Raw genomic sequence first — 20770 nt, forward strand, 5'->3', positions numbered from 1 at the left:
TGCCCTCTCTGTTGCAGCAGCGCTCGATTTCGTCAGCCTAAGACATCGGTGTGACCGCGGAAACCGGATTGCGGTCACGATCCGACGTCCACTCTAGAAAGCAGAGTATCCCGGCACTACCCAAACCTAATGGGTGGCCGAGCGGCGGCCCCGCGGGCTAGTCTGTTGGCGTCATCACCGCTGCACATGTCGTTCTGGGAACAGGCGGGCCCCGCCGGAGGGCCAGAATGTATGCATGCGGCGGGCCGGCCCCGAGGGAGGAAATCGGGTCCGGTCGTCGGGGAATGTAACAAGTGGCCGAAGGCCGCACCGAACAGAGGGCCAACAGGAGGCATTCATGAAGTTCTTCAAATCCGATCGCGGCGACGTACCCGCGCATATTCTCGAACAGGCCGCGCATGAGCGCGCGCACGGCACCGATGTCAGCCGCCGCGAGTTCGTCGCGCTGGCCAGCGCCTTCGGTGCAACGGCTGCCGGCGCCTACGGCATGCTCGGCCTCGCCGCGCCGAAGCAGGCGGCCGCGGCGGCCCACGCCAAGATGGGCGGCACGGTGCGCATCCAGATGGAAGTGCGCGCGCTGAAGGACCCGCGGACCTATGACTGGTCGCAGATCGCCAACTTCTCCCGCGGCTTCCTGGAATATCTGGTGAAGTACAACAACGACGCCACCTTCGAGGGCAAGCTTCTGGAAAGCTGGGAAGTCTCCGAGGACGCCAAGACCTACATCCTGAATGTCCGCAAGGGCGTGAAGTGGAACAACGGCGATGACTTCACCGCCGAGGACGTGGCCCGCAACATCGAGGGCTGGTGCGACAAGTCGGTCGAGGGCAACTCGATGGCCGGCCGCATGAACACACTGATCGATCCGGAGACCGAGAAGGCCCGCGCCGGCGCCATCGAGGTGGTGGACAGCCACACGGTCAAGCTGAACCTGCTGCAGTCCGACATCTCGATCATTCCGGGCATGGCCGACTACCCGGCCGCCATCGTCCACAAGGACTACGATCCGGCCAACGTGCTCGCCAACCCGCTGGGCACCGGCCCTTACCTTCCGGAATCGCTGGAAGTCGGCGTCAAGAGCGTGCTGGTCCGCAATCCGGACCACAAGTGGTGGGGCGAAGGCTCCGGCGCCTGGATGGACCGCATCGAATACATCGACTACGGCACCGAGCCGGCCGCCTGGGTGGCCGCGGCGGAGTCCGAGGAAGTCGATGCGACCTACTCGATTGAGGGTGAGTTCATCGACATCTTCGAGACCCTGGACGGCTGGCGCCGCGACGACATCGTCACCGCGGCGACCATCGTCATCCGGCCGAACCAGCAGGCCCTGGTGGACGGCAAGAAGCCCTATGCCGACGTCCGCGTCCGCAAGGCGATCCAGATGGCTGTCGACAACGCGGTCTGCCTGGAGCTCGGCATTGCCGGCCAGGGTATCACCGCCCAGAACCACCATGTCGGTCCGATGCATCCGGAATATGCCGACATCGGTGGCACCAAGTACGATCCGGACGGCGCCAGGGCGCTGATGGAAGAAGCCGGCATGGCCGACTACGAACACGAACTGATCTCGATCGATTCGGGCTACCGCAAGGACACCACCGACGCCGTGGCCGACATGATGCGGAACGCCGGCCTGAAGGTGAATCGCGTGGTGCTGCCGGGCTCGACCTTCTGGAACGACTGGGCGAAGTACCCGTTCTCCTCGACCAACTGGAACCACCGTCCGCTGGGCGTCCAGGTTCTGGCCCTCGCCTATCGCTCGGGTGAAGCGTGGAACGAGGCCGGCTTCGCGAGCGAGGAGTTCGACAAGACCCTGAACGAGGCCCTTGCCGTCGCCGACGCCGGCAAGCGCGCCAAGATCATGGCGAAGGTCGAGAAGATCATGCAGGACGAGGGCGTGATCATTCAGCCCTACTGGCGGACGCTGACCAACTTCTCGAAGACCGATCTGATGGGCACCGGCCATCACATCCAGTTCGAGTTCTGGCCCCAGGAAATGTACTGGAAGGCCTGACGCACGAGGCAGGTGAAGGGGCCGCCGCCCGGCGGCCCCTTTCTCCTCGCGCTGCCGTTCCGCAATCCGGCCGCACCACCTGCCGGATCCCGAAACGGCAACCGACAGAAAAAATGCCGGAAACAGGGACCGGCGCCTGAGACCGGGCGCATCGATGGGGCAGCCATTCGGGGAGTGGCATGGGAAGTTTCTTGCTGAGGCGAATCGGGGTCATGATTCTGACCGCGCTCTGCCTGACATTCGTGGTCTTCTTTCTGACCAACCTGGAACCGAACCTGGAGAAACTCACCAAGAGTGAGGGCAACCAGCGGATGACCGACGAGCAGGTCGATGCGTGGCTGACCCGCAATGGCTATCGTCAGCCGCTGCTGGTCCGCTATGGCGAATGGCTGGGCGTCGTACCGGGCTGGACCCGCGAGGATAACGGCGAGATGGTCGCCGGGCGCTGCGTCAAGCCGGGCATGGAGCCGGCCGATGCGCCCTCCTTCTGCGGCGTGCTGCAGGGCGACTGGGGCAGTTCGACGGTGTTCAAGGAGCCCGTCGCCGACATCCTGGGCAAGAAGCTGGCGCTGACCGGACAGCTGATGTTCTGGGTGATGATCGTGATGGTGCCGCTGGCGCTGCTGATCGGCGTGCTGGCCGGCATGCGGGAGGGCACACGGACCGACCGGACCCTTTCCACCTTCTCGATCCTGTCGACATCGACACCCGAATACGTCTCCGGCGTCATCCTGATCGTGGTCTTCGCCAGCCGGATGGGCGGCCTGCAATGGTTCAAGGGCACCTCGGCCTCGGCGATGGAGAGCCTGACCTTCGCCAACTTCACCCTGCCGGTCGCCACCATGGCGCTCTACGGCCTCGGCTACATCGCGCGCATGACCCGGGCCTCGATGGCCGAAGTGATGACGGCGCAGTACATCCGGACGGCGCGCCTCAAGGGCGTCACCTTCCGAAACGTGGTGCTCAAGCACGCGCTCAGGAACGCGCTGATCGCGCCCTTCACCGTCATCATGCTGCAGTTCCCGTGGCTGCTGACCGGCGTCGTCATCGTCGAGACCCTGTTCAACTACAAGGGCTTCGGCTGGACGCTGGTGCTGGCCGCCGGCAACAACGACATCGAATTGCTGATGGGCGCATCGGTCGTCGCCGTTCTGGTCGTTCTCGTGACGCAGCTGATTTCGGATATCGGCTACGTGTTCCTGAATCCCCGAGTCCGCGTGAACTGAGGAGGCCGGCATGGAACCGCTTTCCGGTCTCGAGATCTTCGGAACCATCATCTACCGCTTCTGGCCCGTCTGGCTCGGCCTCGCGGTCATCATGGGCCTGTCCTACGGCTTGAGGAGCAGGCTGGGTCTCTACGGCAAGCTGCTGGGCAGCCGCATCGGCACAGTCGGCCTGGTCATCTGCCTGTTCTGGCTGCTGACCGCGATCTTCGCCGACGTGATTGCCCCCTTCGACGCGCTGGATCAGGTCTCCGGCATGAAGAACAAGGTGCCGGGCACGCCCGTCCGCGGGCTGGAGGACGCCTGGTACCTGCTGGGCGGGGACAACCTGGCCCGCGACATCTTCAGCCGCCTGGTCCAGGGCAGCCGGACGGTGCTGTCGATTGCGCCCGCCGCGACCGTCTTCGCCTTCATGGTCGGCATCACCCTGGGCCTGCCCGCCGGCTATTACGGCGGCAAGCTGGACACGGCGCTGAGCTTCGTCGCCAACCTTGTACTCGCCTTCCCGGTGATCCTGCTGTTCTACCTGCTGGTGACGCCGGAGATCCGCTCGACCGGCGTGCCGCTCTGGCTGGCCGGGACACTGTTCCTGTTCCCGATCATCTTCTTCACCATGCTGTTCTGGTCGAAATTCTCCGAGCAGAAACAGAAGCTGGTGATCTATCTGGCCTTCACCTTCGTGCTCGGCTTCTGGGCCTATTCGGGCCTGGCCTTCAACGCCGATCCGCTGGGCGTGTTCTACATGGACCCGAACCTGCTGAACATCTTCGTCTCGGTGGTGTTCGTGAACTCGCCGACCGTGTTCCGCATTGTCCGGGGCCTGACCATCGACATCCAGACCCGCGACTATGTCGCCGCCGCGCAGACCCGCGGCGAGCGGCCCTGGTACATCATGCTCTGGGAGATCCTGCCCAATGCGCGCGGGCCGCTGATCGTCGATTTCTGCCTGCGCATCGGCTACACGACCATCCTGCTCGGCACCCTCGGCTTCTTCGGCCTGGGCGTCAGTCCGGAGAGCCCGGACTGGGGCCTGACCATCAACGAGGGCCGCAAGCTGCTCTCGATCTATCCGCACCTTGCCCTGCCGCCCGCGATCGCGCTGATGTCGCTGGTGCTGGGACTCAACCTGCTGGCCGACGGCCTGCGCGAAGAATCGCTGAAGGACTAGGAGGCCGCCATGACAGACGACGTGCAGCCCATCCTCGAGATCGAGGATCTCAACATCTCCTTCTTCGTGCGCGCGGGCGAGATCCCGGCGGTGATGGACTTCTCCTGCAAGGTGATGCCGGGGGAGGCCATGGGACTGGTCGGCGAATCCGGCTGCGGCAAATCCACCGTGGCGCTGGGGATCATGCGCGACATGGGCAACCGCGGGAAGATCACCGGGGGCACCATCAGGTTCAAGGGCCGCGACATGGGGGAGATGTCGGAGGAGGAACTTCGCGACATCCGAGGCTCCAAGATCGCCATGATCTATCAGGAGCCCATGGCGTCCCTGAACCCGGCCATGAAGATCGGGCAGCAACTGATGGAAGTGCCGCTGATCCATGAAAAGGTCTCGAAGCAGGAGGCCTACCAGCGCTCGCTGGAGATGCTGCAATCCGTGAAGCTGCCGGACCCGGCGCGCGTCATGGAGGCCTATCCGCACCAGATCTCGGGCGGCCAGCAGCAGCGCATCGTCATCGCAATGGCGCTGCTGTCGAAGCCGGACCTGCTTCTGCTGGACGAACCGACGACGGCGCTGGACGTGACGGTCGAGGCCGGCATCGTCGAGCTGATCAAGGAGCTGGCCGAGAACACCGGCACCTCGATGCTGTTCATCTCCCACAACCTCGGGCTGATCCTGGAGACCTGCGACCGGATCACGGTGATGTATTCGGGCGAGGCGGTGGAAACCGGCACGGTCGAAGAAGTCTTCGACCGCATGCGCCACCCCTACACCCAGGGGCTGTTCAACTCGATCCCGCTGCCGGGCGCCGACAAGAACACCCGGCCGCTGGTCGCCATTCCGGGCCAGCTGCCGCTGCCGATGGAGCGGCCGTTGGGCTGCAATTTCGGGCCGCGCTGCTACCACTATGTCGAGGAGATCTGCAACGCGGGAGCGATCTCGATGCGGGCGGTCGACGGCGAGCCGGATCACCGCTCCCGCTGCGCCCGCATCGGCGAAATCGACTGGGCGGCGGAGCCCGAGCGGCGGCTGGTCGAGGATCCGACCAAGCCCGGCGATGTGGTCCTCGATATTCGCGACCTGAAGAAATACTACGACGTCGCGGCCAACAAGATATTCGGCGGCGGCGACACACGGACGGTGAAGGCCAATGAATCCATCACCTTCCAGGCCCGAGAGTCGGAGACCGTCGCCATTGTCGGCGAGTCCGGCTGTGGCAAGTCCACCCTGGCCAAGGTGCTGCTCGGACTGGAGACCGCGACCGACGGCGAGGTGATGCTGGGCGAGGTCGCCATCCACAATACCGAGGTAAACGCGCGCAACGCCAAGACCGTCGCCAGCGTGCAGATGGTGTTCCAGAACCCCTTCGACACGCTGAACCCCAGCCATTCGGTCGGCTCGCAGATCATGCGGACGCTGGAGAAGTTCAAGGTCGGCAGCAACGACAACGAACGCCGCGAACGGATGCTGGAACTGCTCGATCTGGTGAAGCTGCCCCGCGCCTTCGCCGAGCGCATGCCGCGCCAGCTATCGGGCGGCCAGAAGCAGCGCATCGGCGTCGCCCGCGCCTTCGCCGGCCAGCCGCAGGTCGTCGTCGCCGACGAGCCCGTCTCCGCGCTGGACGTCTCGGTGCAGGCCGCGGTGACCGAACTGCTGATGGACATCCAGCGCGAGGCCAAGACCACGATGCTGTTCATCAGCCACGACCTGTCGGTGGTGCGCTACATCGCCGACCGCGTGGTGGTCATGTATCTCGGCCACATCGTCGAGCAGGGCACGACCGACCAGATCTTCGCGCCGCCCTATCACCCCTATACCGAGGCGCTGCTCTCGGCGATCCCGATCGCGGACACGTCGGTCGAGAAGAAGCACATCATCCTGGACGGCGACATCCCCTCGGCGATGAACCCGCCGCCCGGCTGCCCGTTCCAGACCCGCTGCCGTTACAAGGACCAGGTGCCGGGCAATCTCTGCGAAACCGAGGTGCCGCCAACCAAGGAAGTCGGACCGGGCCACTTTTCCAAGTGCCACCTCGCCGACGACATCCTCGCCCGCATGGAGCCGGTGATCAGCTTCGAGGCGAAGGAAAAGCAGGCGTCGTAGGCAGCCGCGCGGAACAGCGGGCTACAAGGCGGCAACATCCCGGCCTATCCTGACCGAGAAACCGTACACCGGAGCACTGGATGACCGACCGCCCCTTCATCATTGACGGGCTGCAATACAGCAACTGGTCGGAGGCGATGTTCCGGGACATGAACCGGACGGGGCTGGCGGCGGTGCATGTCACCATCGCCTATCACGAGGACTTCCGGGAGACGGTGGAGCAGGTCATCGCCTGGAACCGCCGTCTCGAGCGGCATGCCGATATGATCGTGCAGGCCTTCACCGCCGAGGATGTCCGGCGCGCCCATGCGAGCGGGCGGACGGCGATCATCTACGGCTTCCAGAACCCCTCCCCCATCGAGGACGACATCGGGCTGGTCGAGGTCGTGCACCGGCTCGGCGCGCGCTTCATGCAGCTCAGCTACAACAACCAGAGCCTGCTCGCGACCGGGTGCTACGAGGCCGAGGATCCGGGGGTCACGCGCATGGGCCGCCAGGTGATCCGGGAGATGAACCGGGTCGGACTGGTGGTCGACATGAGCCATTCGGCCGAGCGCTCCACCCTTGATGCCATCGAGCTGAGCGAGCGGCCCATCGCCATCACCCACGCCAACCCGGCGAGCTGGCATCCGGCGCTGCGCAACAAGTCCGACGATGTGCTCAAGGCGCTGGGCGACAGCGGCGGCATGCTGGGCTTCTCGATGTATCCGCATCACCTGAAGGGCGGCACGGACTGCGCGCTCGACGACTTCTGCGCCATGATCGCCCGCGCCGCCGAGCTGATGGGCGTCGACCATATCGGCTTCGGCAGCGACCTCTGCCTGGACCAGCCGGACAGCGTTGTCGAATGGATGCGCAACGGCACCTGGACCCGCGAGACCGACTATGGCGAAGGCTCGGCCGCCAATGCCGGCTTCCCCGACCAGCCGGACTGGTTCCGGGATTTCGACCGGCTTCGCCAACATCCTGCCCGCGCTCCGGAAGACCGGATTTTCGGAGGCGGAAGTGGCGAAGATCGCCGGCCGCAACTGGCTCGGCTTCTTCGAACGGTCCTTCGGGTCCGGCGGCTGACCATGGATCTGCGCCCGCCCTCGCGTGTGATGAACCTCGAGCGGATGGGCGCCGCCTTCCCGACACGGCTCAGCTTCATGCGCAGCCTCGTCCGCCGCATGGCGCGGGAGCGCTGGCGCTTCGAGATCGTCCGCTTCGATATCGACGAACGCGGCGTCGGCACCGCCGTGCTGGCCGCGCACACGCCGGAGCGCACCTACTCCGTGCTGGTCTTCGGCCACGACCTGCCGCCGGAGCAGCGCACCGACCGCGTCATCGCCGAGGCCTGGGACGCGACCTTCAACCTGATCGACGGCCTGCCCTCTGAAGCCGATATCGAGCGGCTGTCGCGGAACACTCCGACGCAGGAGGCCGGGCGCTACAGCCCGAAGGAACTCGTGCTGGCCCGCGCCAACCGCTCCGTGCGCCTGTTCGGCCATGTGGTCGACAGTCTGGCCGCGGGCCGGCAGCCCGAGATCGATCCGGTGGTCGAGGTCGGCTACCTGATGCGGACGACGGCGGTCTACGGCAACGGCAAGTTCGGCATCGCCGACCGCGGCCGGATCGCGGACCTGCCGGAGACCATGGGCGCCTTCCAGGCCGAGATGCTGGCGGTCTGGCTCTTCCGCTGGTTCACGCTGGAAATGGTGCAGCATCTGGCGCGGCTGAAGGGCGGCGCTTCGGCGGCAAGTCTCGACCCGGCCATCGCCCGCTATCTCGGAATTGGCAACGCCACCGGCCTCGGCATGGCGCCTTTTCTGGTCAGCCACCCGCAACTGATCGACCGCTGGGTCACCACGCGCGAGACAGCGTTGGCGCGCGTGCGGCACCAGCCGACCGCCGATCCCGAAGCGGCCCGCACCTTCATGCGCCTGCTCGACCGCGCCGAGCAGCATGTCGCGGACTGGAAGGTCGACGATCCCGGGCAGATGCGGCGGATCGAGGATCTGGCCGCGGATCTCCGCGCCCTGCGCCCGCTCGCGGGCCACATGCTGCCGGACGAGCCCGCGCCCTGGGACCGCATGTGCCGCCACGCCATGCTGGCGCTCTCGACCGAAGGCCAGGAACTGCTGGTGACCCTGCTGATCGAATGTCATGGCGATCTGGTCGACGATCTGGCCGACGCCATGTTCACTGCCGGCGACGAACCGCTGGATGCCGCGATGAACTGCGGACGGCTGCTGGATCTGGTGAAGACGAACTACGCTTGGGCGCTTGCCTTCGACTTCGACGATCCGGCCGAGTCCGCCCGCTACTGGTACTACTCCGAGGAGAAGCTGGAGCCCCGCCTGGGGCCGCGCGACGATTTCGCGACCCCGGCGCGGGAGATGCCGCTCGCCACCGCACGCGATGTCGCCGGGCTGGCGCACGATCTGGAACGGGCGGATCCGGACCGGCCCCTCGGGATGTTCCTGCTAGACCATCCGGCGCATCGCAGTGCGGCGCTGCGGGTGCAGCTGAACGCCCGCCACATGTATTCGGAGATCCGCGCCAACCTGATCGCCGAGGGTGTCCGGCCCATCGACATCCTGCGCTTCAAGCTGGCCTTCTTCGGCGCCTGCCGCTTCGACCCGAAGTCCGATCTCTGGACCCGGATCGGCATGTACAATGGCGCGCCCCTACCCGACGACTTCGCCGGAGACTGGGACGAGCACTGGTCGCTTCCGGTCCGGCCAGGCGTGGCGGCATGAGCGGCAGCACCGGTCCGCTCTCACTCGGCGAGATCCGCTTCCGTGTCACGCGGGCCATCGTCGGCGCCGGCGCACCCTTCGCCGTTGCCGAGCCGGTTGCACAGGCCGTCGCGTCGATGGCGGCCGGCGGCGAGGATCCCATCCCAGCGCTCGCCGCGGCGCTGGAACGGCTCCACCGCGCCGAGGCCGGAATGCGGCCCGCACTCGTCGACGATGGCCTGACCGATCTGGACGGCAAGCCCCTCTCCTGCCTGTTCGCCGGACCGGCGCTGGCCGACCTGAACCTGACCGCCGAAGCCGGATCGCTCGACGACCGCGGCCTGGCCGCCGCCATCGCCTCGGCCATCCGCACCGGCGTCTTGCCCGCGCCTCCGGAAGACGGCGTCCGGGTCGATGAGACCGCCTGGCGGACGGTCGGGCGCTTCTTCGACCGCTGTCTGGTCCCATCGACCGACGCCTCCCGTACAACAGGCGCCGGGGCCGGGTTGAGAGACGACGACTGAGACCGGAGTCGGGCGCGGCGAAGGCGCGCGCTTCCTTCCCTGACGGCGGCCCGCTACGCTTCCCGCCGGGAGGGACGGGCCATGCTTAAAGACCGCTACGACGAGGCGCTGTCGACGAGATCGCCGGAAGCGCGCGACGCCTATGTCGAAGGTGTCGACCGCATGCTCGCAGGCGCTGCGGACGCCGAGAAATTCCACCGGCAGGCCATCGAGGCCGATCCGGCGTTCGTGCTGGCGCATGTCGCGCTTGCTCGCGCGCATCAGTTCCTCGGCGACGGCCGCGCGGCGCGCGGCGCCATCGAGGCGGCGCGGCAGGCCGGCGGCGGCATGACCGCCCGCGAGGCGTCGCATCTCGAGGCCATGGCAATGTTGGTCTCGGGCGACATGCCCGGCGCCTATGCCGCCATCCGGGCACACCTGCTGGACCATCCGCGCGACGCGGTCATCGCGCAGACGTGCTGCGGCGTCTTCGGCCTGATCGGCTTCAGCGGGCAGCACGGACGAGAGGCCGAACAGCTGGCCTTCACCACCACCCTCGTGCCGCATTACGGCGACGACTGGTGGTTTCTGGGCCAGCACGCCTTCTCCCAGGTCGAGGCCGGACAGACCTCCCTGGCCGACCGCTCCATCGACAGGGCGCTGGAGGGCAACCGTGCCAGTGCCCACAACGTCCATATCCGCGCCCATGTCGACTACGAGGCCGGCGGCGCCGAAATCGGCCTGAAACGGCTGGAGGACTGGATTCCGGGGTTGGACCGGACCGCAATCATGCATTGCCACATCAGCTGGCATATCGCGCTCTGGCGGCTCGCCGCCGGCGATGTCGAAGGCATGTGGCAGGCCTACGACGAGGGCGTCTCGCCGGACGGGACATGGGGTCCGTCGATCAATGTCATCACGGATGCCGCCGCCCTGCTCTACCGCGCGCATCTCGCAGGCGTGGACGTGCCGCCGGACCGCTGGCGCCGGATCGCCGAGTACGGGTCGAAGACCTTCCCCAGAACCGGCATCGGCTTTGTCGACGCGCACGCGGCCCTGGCCTTCGCCATGGCCGGCGACACGGCGGAACTGTCCCGCATCGTCGAGAACGCGCGCGGGCCTGCCGGCGATCTCGTGAAGACCCTGGCCGAGGCCTTCGGCGACATGGCGACCGGACGCTGGGCGCCTGCCGCAGACAGGCTCGTTTCGGTCATGGCCGAGCACGAGCGCCTGGGCGGCAGCAGGGCGCAGCGGGACCTGGTCGAATTCGCCCTGGCGGAGACCCTGAAACAGCAGGACCGGGCCGGGGAAGCCCGCCGCACGATCCTGATGCGCCGGCCGATCCACACGCCGGGGGCGGTGATCGCCGGTCTCTGAAACCCGCCCTGCCGATCACGAAAGGCGGACCGGCGGCAAAGCCGTTTGTTCATGCTTCGCAAGCGCGTATAAGTACCTCATGCCGATGTGGAAAGCCGTCACACGAACCGTTCCGGTGCTATGCGCGCTGTTCGTTCTGGGCATGACCGCGTCCGCGCAGGACACCCGCTACTTCACGATCGCCACCGGCTCCACCGCCGGCACCTACTTCCCGGTCGGGTCCCTGATCGCCGCGGCGATATCACGGCCTGTCGGCAGTTCGCCCTGCGACCAGGGCGGCGCCTGCGGCGTCGACGGGCTGATCGCCACCGCGGTGACCACACTGGGATCCTTCGACAATATCGAGGGCATCGCCGAGGGACGCTTCGATTCGGGTCTCGCGCAGGCCGATATCGTCGCCTGGGCCTATCACGGCGAACAGGTCTTCACCGGCAAGTCCGCCTTCCCGAACCTCCGCGTCATCGCCAACCTCTATCCGGAGCATGTTCATCTGGTGGCGCGGAAGGAACTCGGCGTGAAGTCGGTCGCCGATCTGGACGGCCGCTGGGTCGCCATCGACCGCGAAGGGTCCGGGACGCGCATCAACGCGCTGTTGATCCTGCACGCCTATGGCGTCGACCGGAATTCGATCCTCGCGATCAGTGCCGGTCCGGAGGGCAGCATCACCGGTCTGCTGGACGGCGATATCGACGCGGCGTTCTTCGTCGTCGGCTATCCCTCGACCGCAGTGACGGAGCTGATGGAGACGGGGAAATTCGATCTGGTGCCGATCGGCGGCGTGCCCGCCGCGCAGCTCGAGATCGCCAACCCCTATTTCGAGACCGACGTCATTCCGGCCGCCGCCTACGGCACGGAGACGGATATCGAGACCGTGACGGTCGGCGCGCAGCTGGTCACCCATGCCGACATGTCCGTCGATCTGGTGCGCGACATCACCGAAGCGCTCTGGCGGGAGAACAACCGGTCCCTTCTGGGATCAGGTCATGTGCAGGCGCGGCGCATGTCGGCGGAACGCGCGGTCAAGGGCGTCACCATACCGTTCCATCCGGGCGCGCGCCTCTACTACGAGGAGAAGGGGCTCCTGAAATGAGCGATTTCGATCTGGTCGATGCGGCTGACGGCAGCCTTCCGGTGCATCTGGTGCCGGCGTCCGGACTGGCGGACTGGCTGGCGGAACAGCCGGAGACGGTCCGGAACTGGCTGGACGGCCGGACTTCCGCGATGACGGCCGGCGCCTGGGCCCGGCTGCCAGACGCGGCAGGCCGCAGCACCGGCACCCTGCACGTCGTCTCCGATACGCCCGACATGTGGTCGATCGCCGGTCTGCAGGCCAAGCTGAAGGATGGCGTCCATCACCTCGACCTGTCGGCTGTGAAGGATCCGGACCCGACCGCGCTGGCCACCGGCTGGGCGTTGGGCACCTACCGGTTCGACCGTTACCTGAAGCCGGACGACAAGATCCCGACGGCGAAGCTGGTCTGGCCTGAAGGCGCCGACCGCGACATGACCGGGGCGATGGCCGAGGGCATCATGCTGTCGCGCAACCTGATCAACACCCCGGCCGACGACATGGGGCCGTCCGAGCTGGAAGCCGCCGCGCTGGCGCTGGCCGAACGTTTCGGCGGAACCGCCCGCAGCGTCGTCGGCGACGAGCTGCTGACCGGCAATTTCCCGATGATCCACGCCGTCGGCCGCGCCTCCGACGATCCGCCGCGCCTGGTCGACCTGACCTTCGGCGACGAGGCGCTTCCCAAGGTGACACTGGTCGGCAAGGGCGTCTGCTTCGATACCGGCGGCCTGGATCTGAAGCCCGCATCGGGCATGGAACTGATGCGCAAGGACATGGGCGGGGCGGGCACGGCGCTGGGTCTGGCGCATGTGCTGCTGGCGACAGGCGCCCCGATCCGCCTGCGCGTGTTGCTGCCCATGGTCGAGAACGCCGTCTCGGGCAACGCCTACCGCCCCGGTGACATCCTCAAGACCCGCAAGGGCCTGACCGTCGAGATCGGCAACACCGACGCCGAAGGACGGCTGATCCTCGGCGACGCGCTGACACTGGCGTCGGAGGAAAACCCGGCCCTGCTGATCGATTTCGCAACCCTGACCGGTGCGGCGCGTGTCGCTGTCGGCACCGAAATCGCGGCCTATTTCACGGCCAGCGACGAACTGGGCGACGAGATGATGCACGCCGGCCGGTCCGCAGGGGAGGACGTCTGGCGGCTGCCCATGCATGACGGCTACCGGCATCTGCTCAACTCGCCCTTCGCCGACATCAACAATGCCGGCAGCGGCCGTTTCGCCGGCGCAACGACGGCGGCGTTGTTCCTGAAGGAATTCGTCGCCGAACCGAAGAACTGGCTGCATTTCGACATCATGGCCTGGAACAGCCGGGCGCGGCCGGGACGACCCAAGGGCGGCGAGGCGATGGGCCTGCGCGCCGTGCACCGCCTGATCATGGACAGATTCGGATGAGGACGGCCTTCGTCCTGCTGGCGTGGCTGGTCCTGACGGGCGGCGCGGCGGCGGACGAACTGCCGCCGGACGCCCTGCCCGACGCCGTGGTGGCGAGCGGCAACGGACCGATTGTGCGGGCCTGGCTGGCCGAACCGACGGACCGCTATCGTCACGGCATCCTGGGCGACGCCATCGAGGCCGGGGCGATCATGGCCGAACTGGAGGGCGGCCGCGTCCTCGGGCTGAGACTGCCGAAATCGTCCGTCTTCGAGGACCGGCAGGTCCGCCTCGCGGACCTGAGCGGCGACGGCGTCCCCGAGATGGTCGTGGTCGAGAGTGATCTGGAGCGGGGCGCGGCGCTGGCGGTCTACGGCATCCGCGAAGGCCGGCTGCAGCTGGTCGCCCGCGACGACTGGATCGGCCTGCCCGAACCGCTGGCTGAACCCCGCCGGCATCGCCGATTTCGACGGCGACGGCGTGCTGGAGATCGCCGTGGTCGTGACCCCGCATATCGGCGGTACGCTGCGCCTGCTGCGCCCTGCCGGTGGCACGCGAATGACCCGGGTCGCCGAGGCCCACGGCTTCTCCAATCACGCCATCGGCAGCCGCGATCAGGACCTGAGCGCGGTCCTCGACTGGGACGGCGACGGTCTTCCCGATCTGGCGCTGCCCGATGCGGCGCGGCGCGAAGTGGTTGTCGTCGGGTTTCCCGGCGGCATCATCCGCGAGTTGGCCCGGTTTCCGCTGACGGCTGCGGTGGACGGCAACTTCACTATGGCTTCGGGGCGCATCCGCGTGCCGCTGGCCGGCGGCGGCGGCGCCGAATTCGGGCCGGACCGTTGAGGGTCGCGTCCCGGCGCCTGCTGGACCTGATGATCGGTTTCATGCCGGTCGCCGGCATGGCCGGGATCGTCATCCTGGCCGGCTGGACCATGGCCGGCATGCTGGGCGGGCTGGCGACGGTTGCCGCGCTGGGCATGCTGGTTTCGACTGGCGGCGCCACGCCCTTTCACCATCCGCTTCGCCAGATCGCCCGGGAACCGCGCCGGAAGCGCCTGTCGGCGGGCTTCCGCGACCGGCTCTCGACTCTGGTCGAGAAGGCCGGCTTCAAGATCGACCCGCCGCTCGGCTTCGTCGAGGGTCCGCCCAACGCCTATGTCTGGCATCCCGGCCCGCCCGGCATGATCCATCTGGTGGTCTCGGAGAGCCTGCACGACCTGCTGACGGAGCGGCAGCTTCTGGCCGTGCTGGCGCACGAACTTGCGCATGTCCGCGCCGGCGACGGGCGGCGCATGGCGCTGGGGCAGACGCTGGGCCGGCTCAGTTTCGCGGCGGCGCTCGTGGCGCTGCTGGGTGGAACCGTCGCCTTCCTCTTCTTCGGCGCCAGCCTGGCCCCCGACTGGGCATGGTGGACCCTTGCGCTGGGTCCGACGGCGCTCTCGGCGCTGCATCACGCCACATCGCGCCGGGCGGAGTTCCGGGCCGACGCCGAAGCCGCGCGCCTGACCGGCGATGCAGCCGCGCTCAGCCAGGCGCTGGGGCGCATTCACTTCGTGACGTCGGTTCAGACCCTTCGGCACACCATCGAGGAATATGCAGGGATCCGTGGCCGCGGCTGGTGGCGGACGCATCCGGCGATGGAAGACCGCATCGACCGCCTGCAGCGCACCGCGGCGCGTCAGGCCTCGACCCCGGGCTGAAGTGTGTTCCCGGGCTTCTGATCTTCGAGGGGCCGTGACCGCCTGCGTCAATCGCCCAGGCTGACGGCGCGCACCTTCCTCGGGGCCGCCTGCCAGATGGCGAAGGTGCTGAAGAAGCAGCAGAAGATCGCGAAATACCAGGCCAGGTCATAGCTGCCGGTCATGTCGTGGATGATGCCGGCGAGCCACGGGCCGCCCGCGCCGCCACCGATGGATGCGACCGTGGAGGCGCCGACGATGGTGCCGAAATGCGGCCCGTCATACAGCTCCGCCAGTATCGGCCCCATCACCGTGGCATAGGCGTAGCCCAGGAACCCCTGGCTCACGACCATGGCGTAGAGCAGCCATTCGGTCGGCCAGACCTTAAGCCCCAGCAGTGCGGCATAGCTGATCACGAAACCCAGGCTGGCGAGCGCCCAGACCGCTTCCCGCCCGATCCGGTCCGACAGCGCACCCAGCAGGATCTGCCCCGGAATGGCGACCGCAGCGACGAAGCCCAGCGCCCAGGCGGCGTCGATGGCGCTGAAGCCGACTTCGATCAGGTATTGCGTCTGGTGAATCTGAACCGAATACCAGGCGACCATCGCCGTGAACAAGCCGGCGGCGATCCACCAGAACCGCCGCGTCCGCAGCGCCCGGCCCAGCGTCCATTCCACCGCCGCCCATTCCGGGTCCACCACACGATAACGGCGTCCGCCGGTCTCTTCGGGGGCGTCTGCGGGCCGCCCGTCCGGCTGCAGGCCGAGGTCGGACGGCCGTTTGCGCACCAGCAGGTTGAGCGGCGCCAGCAGCACCAGCGCCAGGATGCCGAGCATCAGGCAGGCGTCGCGCCATCCGTCGCGGACGATTACAAGCTGGAAGTAAGGCAGCAGGACGATGGCGCCCATGCCGACCCCGCTGAACGCGAGACTGATGGCCAGACCGCGCCGCCGCTGGAACCAGTTGGGCAGGTACATCGACTGGACGGTGTAGCTCATGAAATTCGCGCCGGCACCGACCAGCAGGCCCAGCGTGACATAGAGATGCCAGGGCTCGGCGACCAGGCTCGCGAGGATCATCCCCGAGCCCATCAGGACGACGCCGATCTCGATGACGAAGGCCGGGCCGCGCCGGTCCACCAGCTTGCCGGCGACGGGACCGAGCACGGCCGAAAGCAGGAAACCCGCGGAGAACGCCCCGGCCACGACACCGCGCTGCCAGCCATATTCGTCGATGATCGGCGGCAGCAGCAGCGAGAAGGACGTGCGGGCGCTCACCGATACCGCCATCGTCACGAAGGCGATGGCGACGATGACCCAGCCGTAGAAGAATGGCACGCGGCGCAGCATGGCGGCAGACTACGTTGGCGTCGGCCCTTTCAGGAGGCCGATCTCTGCAACCCCGCCATTTGGAGCGCCCGGATCCTTTCGGCGGTTACTCGCCGGCGGCCTTGAGGTCCTGCACCGCGACCGGCTTGGCCGCAGGCTCGTCCTCGCCGAAGACCTGGATCTCGCCGGAAATGCGGCCGCCGGCCTCGATCTCGACATCGCCATAACGCAGCGTGCCCTTCACCTTGCCGGAGCCGCGCACGATCAGCTTGCCGCGGCAGTTGAGCACGCCGTCGAACTGGCCGGCGATATCGGCATCCTGGACATTGCACTCGCCCGAGTAGACGCCGCTCTGCGAGATCTGGAACCGGGTCGCCTCGACCTTGGCGTCGACAGTGCCTTCGACGACGAGCTCGGCGCAGTTGGTGATCTCGCCCTTGAGCTTGATGCCGTCGCCGACCAGAAGCTTGCTGTCGTCGTCGCGCCTCTCCGGCTGCGACTGCCGCGGCTCGGAGGTTGGATAGCTCGTCGGCGTGCGCGGAATGTCGACCCGCGGCTTCTTCGCGATCAGGTCTTCGGTCGGCCGCGGCGTGCTGGTGCGCGGCTGGCGCACTTCGTTTTCCTCGGCGTTGGCGTTTTCACCGCCCTGCTGGCCGTCCTGCTTCCTGGTAAACATGTTGCTTTCCGCCCCCGTGTCTGGCGTTCGACTGATCTATCCATAGTCCCCGTCGAAGGCGGCGACAATTGGGCGACACCGTGAAAATGCGGTATATCCGGTGATAATTCTGTGGCGGAGACCGGGGCGCCCCGTCCCGGCGCAGCATGATCGGGGAGGATCGGATGCAGGACGTCTACATCATCGGGAGCTATTCCACGCGGTTCCAGAAATGGCCGGACAAGAGCTTCAAGGACCTGACGCGCGACGCCTATGAGGGCGTGCTGGCCGACGCCGGGATGGAGAATGGCGACGACATCGAGTTCGGCTGGTTCGGCAATTGCGGCATGTGGCTGCACAACGACCAGGGCTCGATCCGCGGGCAGGTCTGCTTCACCCCGCTGGTGAACGAGGGCCGCTTCCCGGCGCGCGTGCCGATGGTGAATGTCGAGGGCGCCTGCGCGACCGCGTCGATGGCGCTGCATGGCGCCTGGAAGGACATCCTGTCCGGCCAGACCGATGTCAGCCTGGCGATGGGCGTCGAGAAGATCTGGATTCCCGACGAGCCGGAGAAGATCCAGCGCAGCTTCTATGCCGGCATCGACAATTTCGATCCCGACGAGTGGAAGAACTACTACACCGCCGCGGGCGAGGAAGCCGGCAAGGAGTTCACCACCGGGCCGGACCGCACCGTCTTCATGGACACCTACTCCATGCAGGCCTGCTACCACATGAAGAAGCACGGCACGACGCAGCGCCAGATCGCGGCGGGCGCAGCCAAGAACCACAATTACGGGGCCAAGAACCCGAACGCGCAGTACCAGTTCGAGATGACCACCGACATGGTCATGGAAGACCGGCCGGTCAGCTTCCCGTTGACACGGGCCATGTGCGCGCCGATCGGCGACGGCGCCGCGGCAGCCATCGTCTGCTCCGAAGACTACTACCAGAGCCTGCCGCAGGCGGTGAGGGACCGGGCTGTGAAGATCCGCGCCAACGCGCTGTCGGGCGGCAAGTACAAACGCCTCGACGAGCCGTCGCTGTCCATGACCGCGGCGAAGAAGGCCTATGCCCAGGCCGGGCTGGAGCCGAAGGACGTGCAGGTGGCCGAGGTGCACGACGCCACCAGCTTCTGCGAGGTGCTGCAGGTCGAGATGATGGGCTTCTGCGACATCGGCGAGGGCGGCCGCTTCATCGAGGCCGGCGAGACCGGCCCGGGCGGCAAGGTGCCGGTCAACACCTCCGGCGGTCTCGTCTCCAAGGGCCATCCGGTTGGCGCAACGGGCCTGTCGATGATCTACGAACTGACCACGCAGCTCCGCGGCGAGGCCGGCGAACGGCAGGTCGACGACGCCCGCATCGCGCTGGCCGAGAATGGCGGCGGCGTGATGGGCTTCGAGGAGGCGGCCTGTTCGGTCACCATCCTGGAACGCGCCCGCGACTGAGGAGGCCGGTTTGAGCGCCGAATTCCTGCTGACCGCCCTGATCGTCTGCGTGGCGCCCGGCACGGGCGTGCTCTACACGCTCGCCGCCGGGCTGTCGCGCGGGGCCTGGGCCAGCATCGTCGCCGCCTTCGGCTGCACGCTGGGGACGATCCCGCACCTTGTTGCGGCGGTGACGGGTCTTGCGGCGCTGCTGCACACCAGCGTGCTGGCCTTCGTCATCTTCAAGTATCTGGGCGTCGCCTACCTGCTCTACATGGCCTGGAAGACGCTGAAGGAGCGCGGGAGCCTTGTCGTCGAGGCAGATGCGAAGAATGTCCCGGCGCGGGAAGTGATCGTCAACGCCATCCTGATCAACCTGCTGAACCCGAAGCTCTCGGTGTTCGCGCTGGCCTTCCTGCCGCAGTTCGTCAGCCCGGACGCAACATCCCCGGTCTGGCAGATGAGCGGGCTGGCCGCGGTCTTCATGGCCATGACCTTCATCGTCTTCATCGGGTACGGGATCTTCGCCAGCTTCGTGCGGCGCTACGTGATCTCCCGGCCCGCGATCATGGACTGGTTCCGCCGTATCTTCGCCGCCGCCTTCGCCTTTCTCGGCCTGAAGCTGGCGCTGTCGGAGCGGTAGCCCCGGGCTCAGGCGAGTCCCCAGATCTCGACCGGCTGCTCGCGGCCCCGGACCTGTTGCGGGCCGAGCGGCTCGAAACCCTCGGCCGGGTCCGCGCCGCCGCCGGTCTCGGCCCGAGCCTGCGTCACGGCTTCGCCGGTCGCGGCAATCGTCACCTCGAGCCCTCGGGTCAGGGCCTCGACGCGGCTGGCCGTGTTGACGGTGTCGCCGATCACCGCGAATTCGAGACGGTTGACGCCGATATTGCCGAGCACGGCCGGACCGTAGTGGACGCCAACGCCGATCCGGACCGGCGCCTCGCCCGAAGCGGTTCGCTCGGCGTTCCATTCGGCAACAGTTTCGGCCATTCCCCGCGCACAGGCGAGCGCGTTCGCCGCGTCGGACAGCCCGGCGGTGGGCGTCCCGAAAGTCGCCATCAGCCCGTCGCCCAGATACTTGTCGAGCGTGCCGCGATGGGCGAACACCTGCGTCTCCATCCGGGCGTGGAAGGCGCGCAGGGTCTCGATCACCTCGCCTGCCGGCCTTTCGGCGGCGAAGGTGGTGAAGCCGACGATATCGACGAACAGCACCGCGACATCCTGATTGCGGACCTGCTTGAGGGGCTCGTCGTTCTGTGACAGGTCCTCGACGACATTGGGGGAGAAGTAGCGCGCCAGATTGGTCCGCTCACGCTCCAGGCCCGCCTGCTGCAACAGCAGCCGCGAGTACCGCCGGACCGTGGTGGAAAGCACCCACGCGACCACCAGGAAGACCACGATTTCCTGCGCCCGGATCCAGAGCAGCAGGCTGTTGGGGTCGAGATGGTCGATCAGGTAATAGGAGTGGCCGAACGCCGCCGCAGCCGCCGCGCCCAGCTCGGCGTCCGGCGTCGAGAGCAGCCAGACGAGAGCGACCGTCGCCAGCCATACCGTGGCCGTGATGCTGCCGATGCCGCGCACGGTGCGCCATGAATAGGCCAGCGTGCCGAAGGCCAGGAAGATATAGAAATACTTGAAGCCTTCGGAGCGGAACTGCATCGCGGCCGGCCAGTCGGCGGGCGCCAGCGGGTTCGGCACGGCGATCGCCAGCGCCATGATCAGGATATCGGCGAAGATCAGCGCCATCTCGACCTGCGAGCGGCCGACCTGCGCCATGCGCCGCTGCAGCCAGCCAACGACCGCCAGCAAGGCCATCAGCGTCTCGTAATAGATGACGTCCTCAAGCCTTCCGCCCAGGAACGGCATCATCACCGCGAACACGGCAAGCGCCGTCATCCGCGCCCTGAACGCCAGCTCCATGCCTTCGCGCTTGTGCTGTTCGATGGCCTCCACGGCGAACCGCGCAGCCGGACCTTCCGGGATCGCGTCGGGCCGGGAATAGAGCAGTTCCCTGAGGTCGGCGAGGCGGAGGCGGATCGTCATGGGCGGTCTCCTTCGGCGGCTGCCCGCAGAATGCGGTGCTTCCGTCGCGGCGCAAAGACCTGCCGGCTTCCGGAAACGG

At 67.2% G+C, this 20770-nt stretch carries 16 protein-coding genes and 1 pseudogene; 14 read left to right on the forward strand and 3 right to left on the reverse strand.

Annotated features, from left to right (window positions below; translation table 11 throughout):
- Positions 1-337 precede the first annotated feature (337 nt).
- The 12 genes and pseudogenes from ACMVY4_RS01920 (at position 338) to ACMVY4_RS01975 (ending at position 15262) form a co-directional block, all read left to right on the forward strand.
- Positions 338-2014: an ABC transporter substrate-binding protein gene (locus ACMVY4_RS01920; RefSeq protein ID WP_416898520.1), complete on the forward strand. Its 1677-nt coding sequence runs from the start codon at positions 338-340 to the stop codon at positions 2012-2014.
- Between the two features lie 179 nt (positions 2015-2193).
- Positions 2194-3240 carry an ABC transporter permease gene (locus tag ACMVY4_RS01925; RefSeq protein WP_416898521.1) on the forward strand — a complete coding sequence of 349 codons (1047 nt, stop codon included), beginning with the start codon at positions 2194-2196 and terminating at the stop codon, positions 3238-3240.
- Between the two features lie 10 nt (positions 3241-3250).
- Positions 3251-4405: an ABC transporter permease gene (locus ACMVY4_RS01930; RefSeq protein WP_416898522.1), complete on the forward strand. Its 1155-nt coding sequence runs from the start codon at positions 3251-3253 to the stop codon at positions 4403-4405.
- A gap of 9 nt (positions 4406-4414) precedes the next feature.
- On the forward strand, positions 4415-6508 hold the full coding sequence (locus ACMVY4_RS01935) for a dipeptide ABC transporter ATP-binding protein (protein WP_416898523.1): 2094 nt from the start codon (positions 4415-4417) through the stop codon (positions 6506-6508).
- Between the two features lie 80 nt (positions 6509-6588).
- A pseudogene (locus tag ACMVY4_RS01940) lies at positions 6589-7579 on the forward strand (membrane dipeptidase).
- A gap of 2 nt (positions 7580-7581) precedes the next feature.
- Complete coding sequence (locus ACMVY4_RS01945; RefSeq protein WP_416898524.1) at positions 7582-9249, forward strand: hypothetical protein; 1668 nt, start codon at positions 7582-7584, stop codon at positions 9247-9249.
- The gene (locus ACMVY4_RS01950; RefSeq protein ID WP_416898525.1) at positions 9246-9752 is read left to right on the forward strand and encodes a hypothetical protein; all 507 of its coding nucleotides are present in this window, start codon (positions 9246-9248) and stop codon (positions 9750-9752) included. The genes ACMVY4_RS01945 and ACMVY4_RS01950 overlap by 4 nt, the downstream gene beginning before the upstream one ends.
- Before the next feature lie 81 nt (positions 9753-9833).
- Positions 9834-11108, forward strand: a complete 1275-nt coding sequence (locus ACMVY4_RS01955) for a tetratricopeptide repeat protein (protein ID WP_416898526.1) — start codon at positions 9834-9836, stop codon at positions 11106-11108.
- Between the two features lie 79 nt (positions 11109-11187).
- Positions 11188-12198 carry a TAXI family TRAP transporter solute-binding subunit gene (locus ACMVY4_RS01960; RefSeq protein WP_416898527.1) on the forward strand — a complete coding sequence of 337 codons (1011 nt, stop codon included), beginning with the start codon at positions 11188-11190 and terminating at the stop codon, positions 12196-12198.
- Positions 12195-13580 carry a leucyl aminopeptidase family protein gene (locus ACMVY4_RS01965; protein ID WP_416898528.1) on the forward strand — a complete coding sequence of 462 codons (1386 nt, stop codon included), beginning with the start codon at positions 12195-12197 and terminating at the stop codon, positions 13578-13580. Before ACMVY4_RS01960 ends, ACMVY4_RS01965 begins: the two co-directional genes overlap by 4 nt.
- A gap of 318 nt (positions 13581-13898) precedes the next feature.
- Positions 13899-14405, forward strand: a complete 507-nt coding sequence (locus ACMVY4_RS01970) for an FG-GAP repeat domain-containing protein (protein WP_416898529.1) — start codon at positions 13899-13901, stop codon at positions 14403-14405.
- Complete coding sequence (locus ACMVY4_RS01975) at positions 14402-15262, forward strand: M48 family metalloprotease (protein WP_416898530.1); 861 nt, start codon at positions 14402-14404, stop codon at positions 15260-15262. The genes ACMVY4_RS01970 and ACMVY4_RS01975 overlap by 4 nt, the downstream gene beginning before the upstream one ends.
- Positions 15263-15309: 47 nt before the next feature.
- Here ACMVY4_RS01975 and ACMVY4_RS01980 read toward each other — a convergent pair whose 3' ends face one another.
- Both ACMVY4_RS01980 and ACMVY4_RS01985 read right to left on the reverse strand, forming a co-directional pair.
- Positions 15310-16590, reverse strand: coding sequence for an MFS transporter (locus ACMVY4_RS01980; protein ID WP_416898531.1), 1281 nt, complete (start codon positions 16588-16590; stop codon positions 15310-15312).
- Positions 16591-16675: 85 nt separating this feature from the next.
- Positions 16676-17245, reverse strand: coding sequence for a bactofilin family protein (locus tag ACMVY4_RS01985; protein ID WP_416898532.1), 570 nt, complete (start codon positions 17243-17245; stop codon positions 16676-16678).
- A gap of 164 nt (positions 17246-17409) precedes the next feature.
- Between ACMVY4_RS01985 and ACMVY4_RS01990 the strand changes: the two genes are divergently transcribed.
- Positions 17410-18669, forward strand: a complete 1260-nt coding sequence (locus ACMVY4_RS01990) for a thiolase family protein (protein ID WP_416898533.1) — start codon at positions 17410-17412, stop codon at positions 18667-18669.
- 10 nt (positions 18670-18679) lie between these two features.
- Positions 18680-19291, forward strand: coding sequence for a LysE family translocator (locus tag ACMVY4_RS01995; protein ID WP_416898534.1), 612 nt, complete (start codon positions 18680-18682; stop codon positions 19289-19291).
- 8 nt (positions 19292-19299) lie between these two features.
- On the opposite strand, the gene ACMVY4_RS02000 is transcribed toward ACMVY4_RS01995, so the two are convergent.
- Positions 19300-20691 carry an adenylate/guanylate cyclase domain-containing protein gene (locus ACMVY4_RS02000; RefSeq protein ID WP_416898535.1) on the reverse strand — a complete coding sequence of 464 codons (1392 nt, stop codon included), beginning with the start codon at positions 20689-20691 and terminating at the stop codon, positions 19300-19302.
- Positions 20692-20770: the final 79 nt, after the last annotated feature.

This window comes from Minwuia sp. (genome assembly GCF_048007105.1).
Classification (GTDB): Bacteria; Pseudomonadota; Alphaproteobacteria; order Minwuiales; family Minwuiaceae; genus Minwuia.

What these genes read in the sequence shown, in the direction of transcription:
- ACMVY4_RS01965 (WP_416898528.1), top strand. Translation starts at nt 12,195, where the DNA reads ATGAGCGATTTCGATCTGGTCGATGCGGCTGACGGCAGCCTTCCGGTG.
- ACMVY4_RS01990 (WP_416898533.1), top strand. Translation starts at nt 17,410, where the DNA reads ATGCAGGACGTCTACATCATCGGGAGCTATTCCACGCGGTTCCAGAAA.
- ACMVY4_RS01980 (WP_416898531.1), bottom strand. Translation starts at nt 16,590, where the DNA reads ATGCTGCGCCGCGTGCCATTCTTCTACGGCTGGGTCATCGTCGCCATC.
- ACMVY4_RS01930 (WP_416898522.1), top strand. Translation starts at nt 3,251, where the DNA reads ATGGAACCGCTTTCCGGTCTCGAGATCTTCGGAACCATCATCTACCGC.
- ACMVY4_RS01925 (WP_416898521.1), top strand. Translation starts at nt 2,194, where the DNA reads ATGGGAAGTTTCTTGCTGAGGCGAATCGGGGTCATGATTCTGACCGCG.
- ACMVY4_RS01935 (WP_416898523.1), top strand. Translation starts at nt 4,415, where the DNA reads ATGACAGACGACGTGCAGCCCATCCTCGAGATCGAGGATCTCAACATC.
- ACMVY4_RS01960 (WP_416898527.1), top strand. Translation starts at nt 11,188, where the DNA reads ATGCCGATGTGGAAAGCCGTCACACGAACCGTTCCGGTGCTATGCGCG.
- ACMVY4_RS01950 (WP_416898525.1), top strand. Translation starts at nt 9,246, where the DNA reads ATGAGCGGCAGCACCGGTCCGCTCTCACTCGGCGAGATCCGCTTCCGT.
- ACMVY4_RS01920 (WP_416898520.1), top strand. Translation starts at nt 338, where the DNA reads ATGAAGTTCTTCAAATCCGATCGCGGCGACGTACCCGCGCATATTCTC.
- ACMVY4_RS01985 (WP_416898532.1), bottom strand. Translation starts at nt 17,245, where the DNA reads ATGTTTACCAGGAAGCAGGACGGCCAGCAGGGCGGTGAAAACGCCAAC.
- ACMVY4_RS01955 (WP_416898526.1), top strand. Translation starts at nt 9,834, where the DNA reads ATGCTTAAAGACCGCTACGACGAGGCGCTGTCGACGAGATCGCCGGAA.
- ACMVY4_RS02000 (WP_416898535.1), bottom strand. Translation starts at nt 20,691, where the DNA reads ATGACGATCCGCCTCCGCCTCGCCGACCTCAGGGAACTGCTCTATTCC.
- ACMVY4_RS01945 (WP_416898524.1), top strand. Translation starts at nt 7,582, where the DNA reads ATGGATCTGCGCCCGCCCTCGCGTGTGATGAACCTCGAGCGGATGGGC.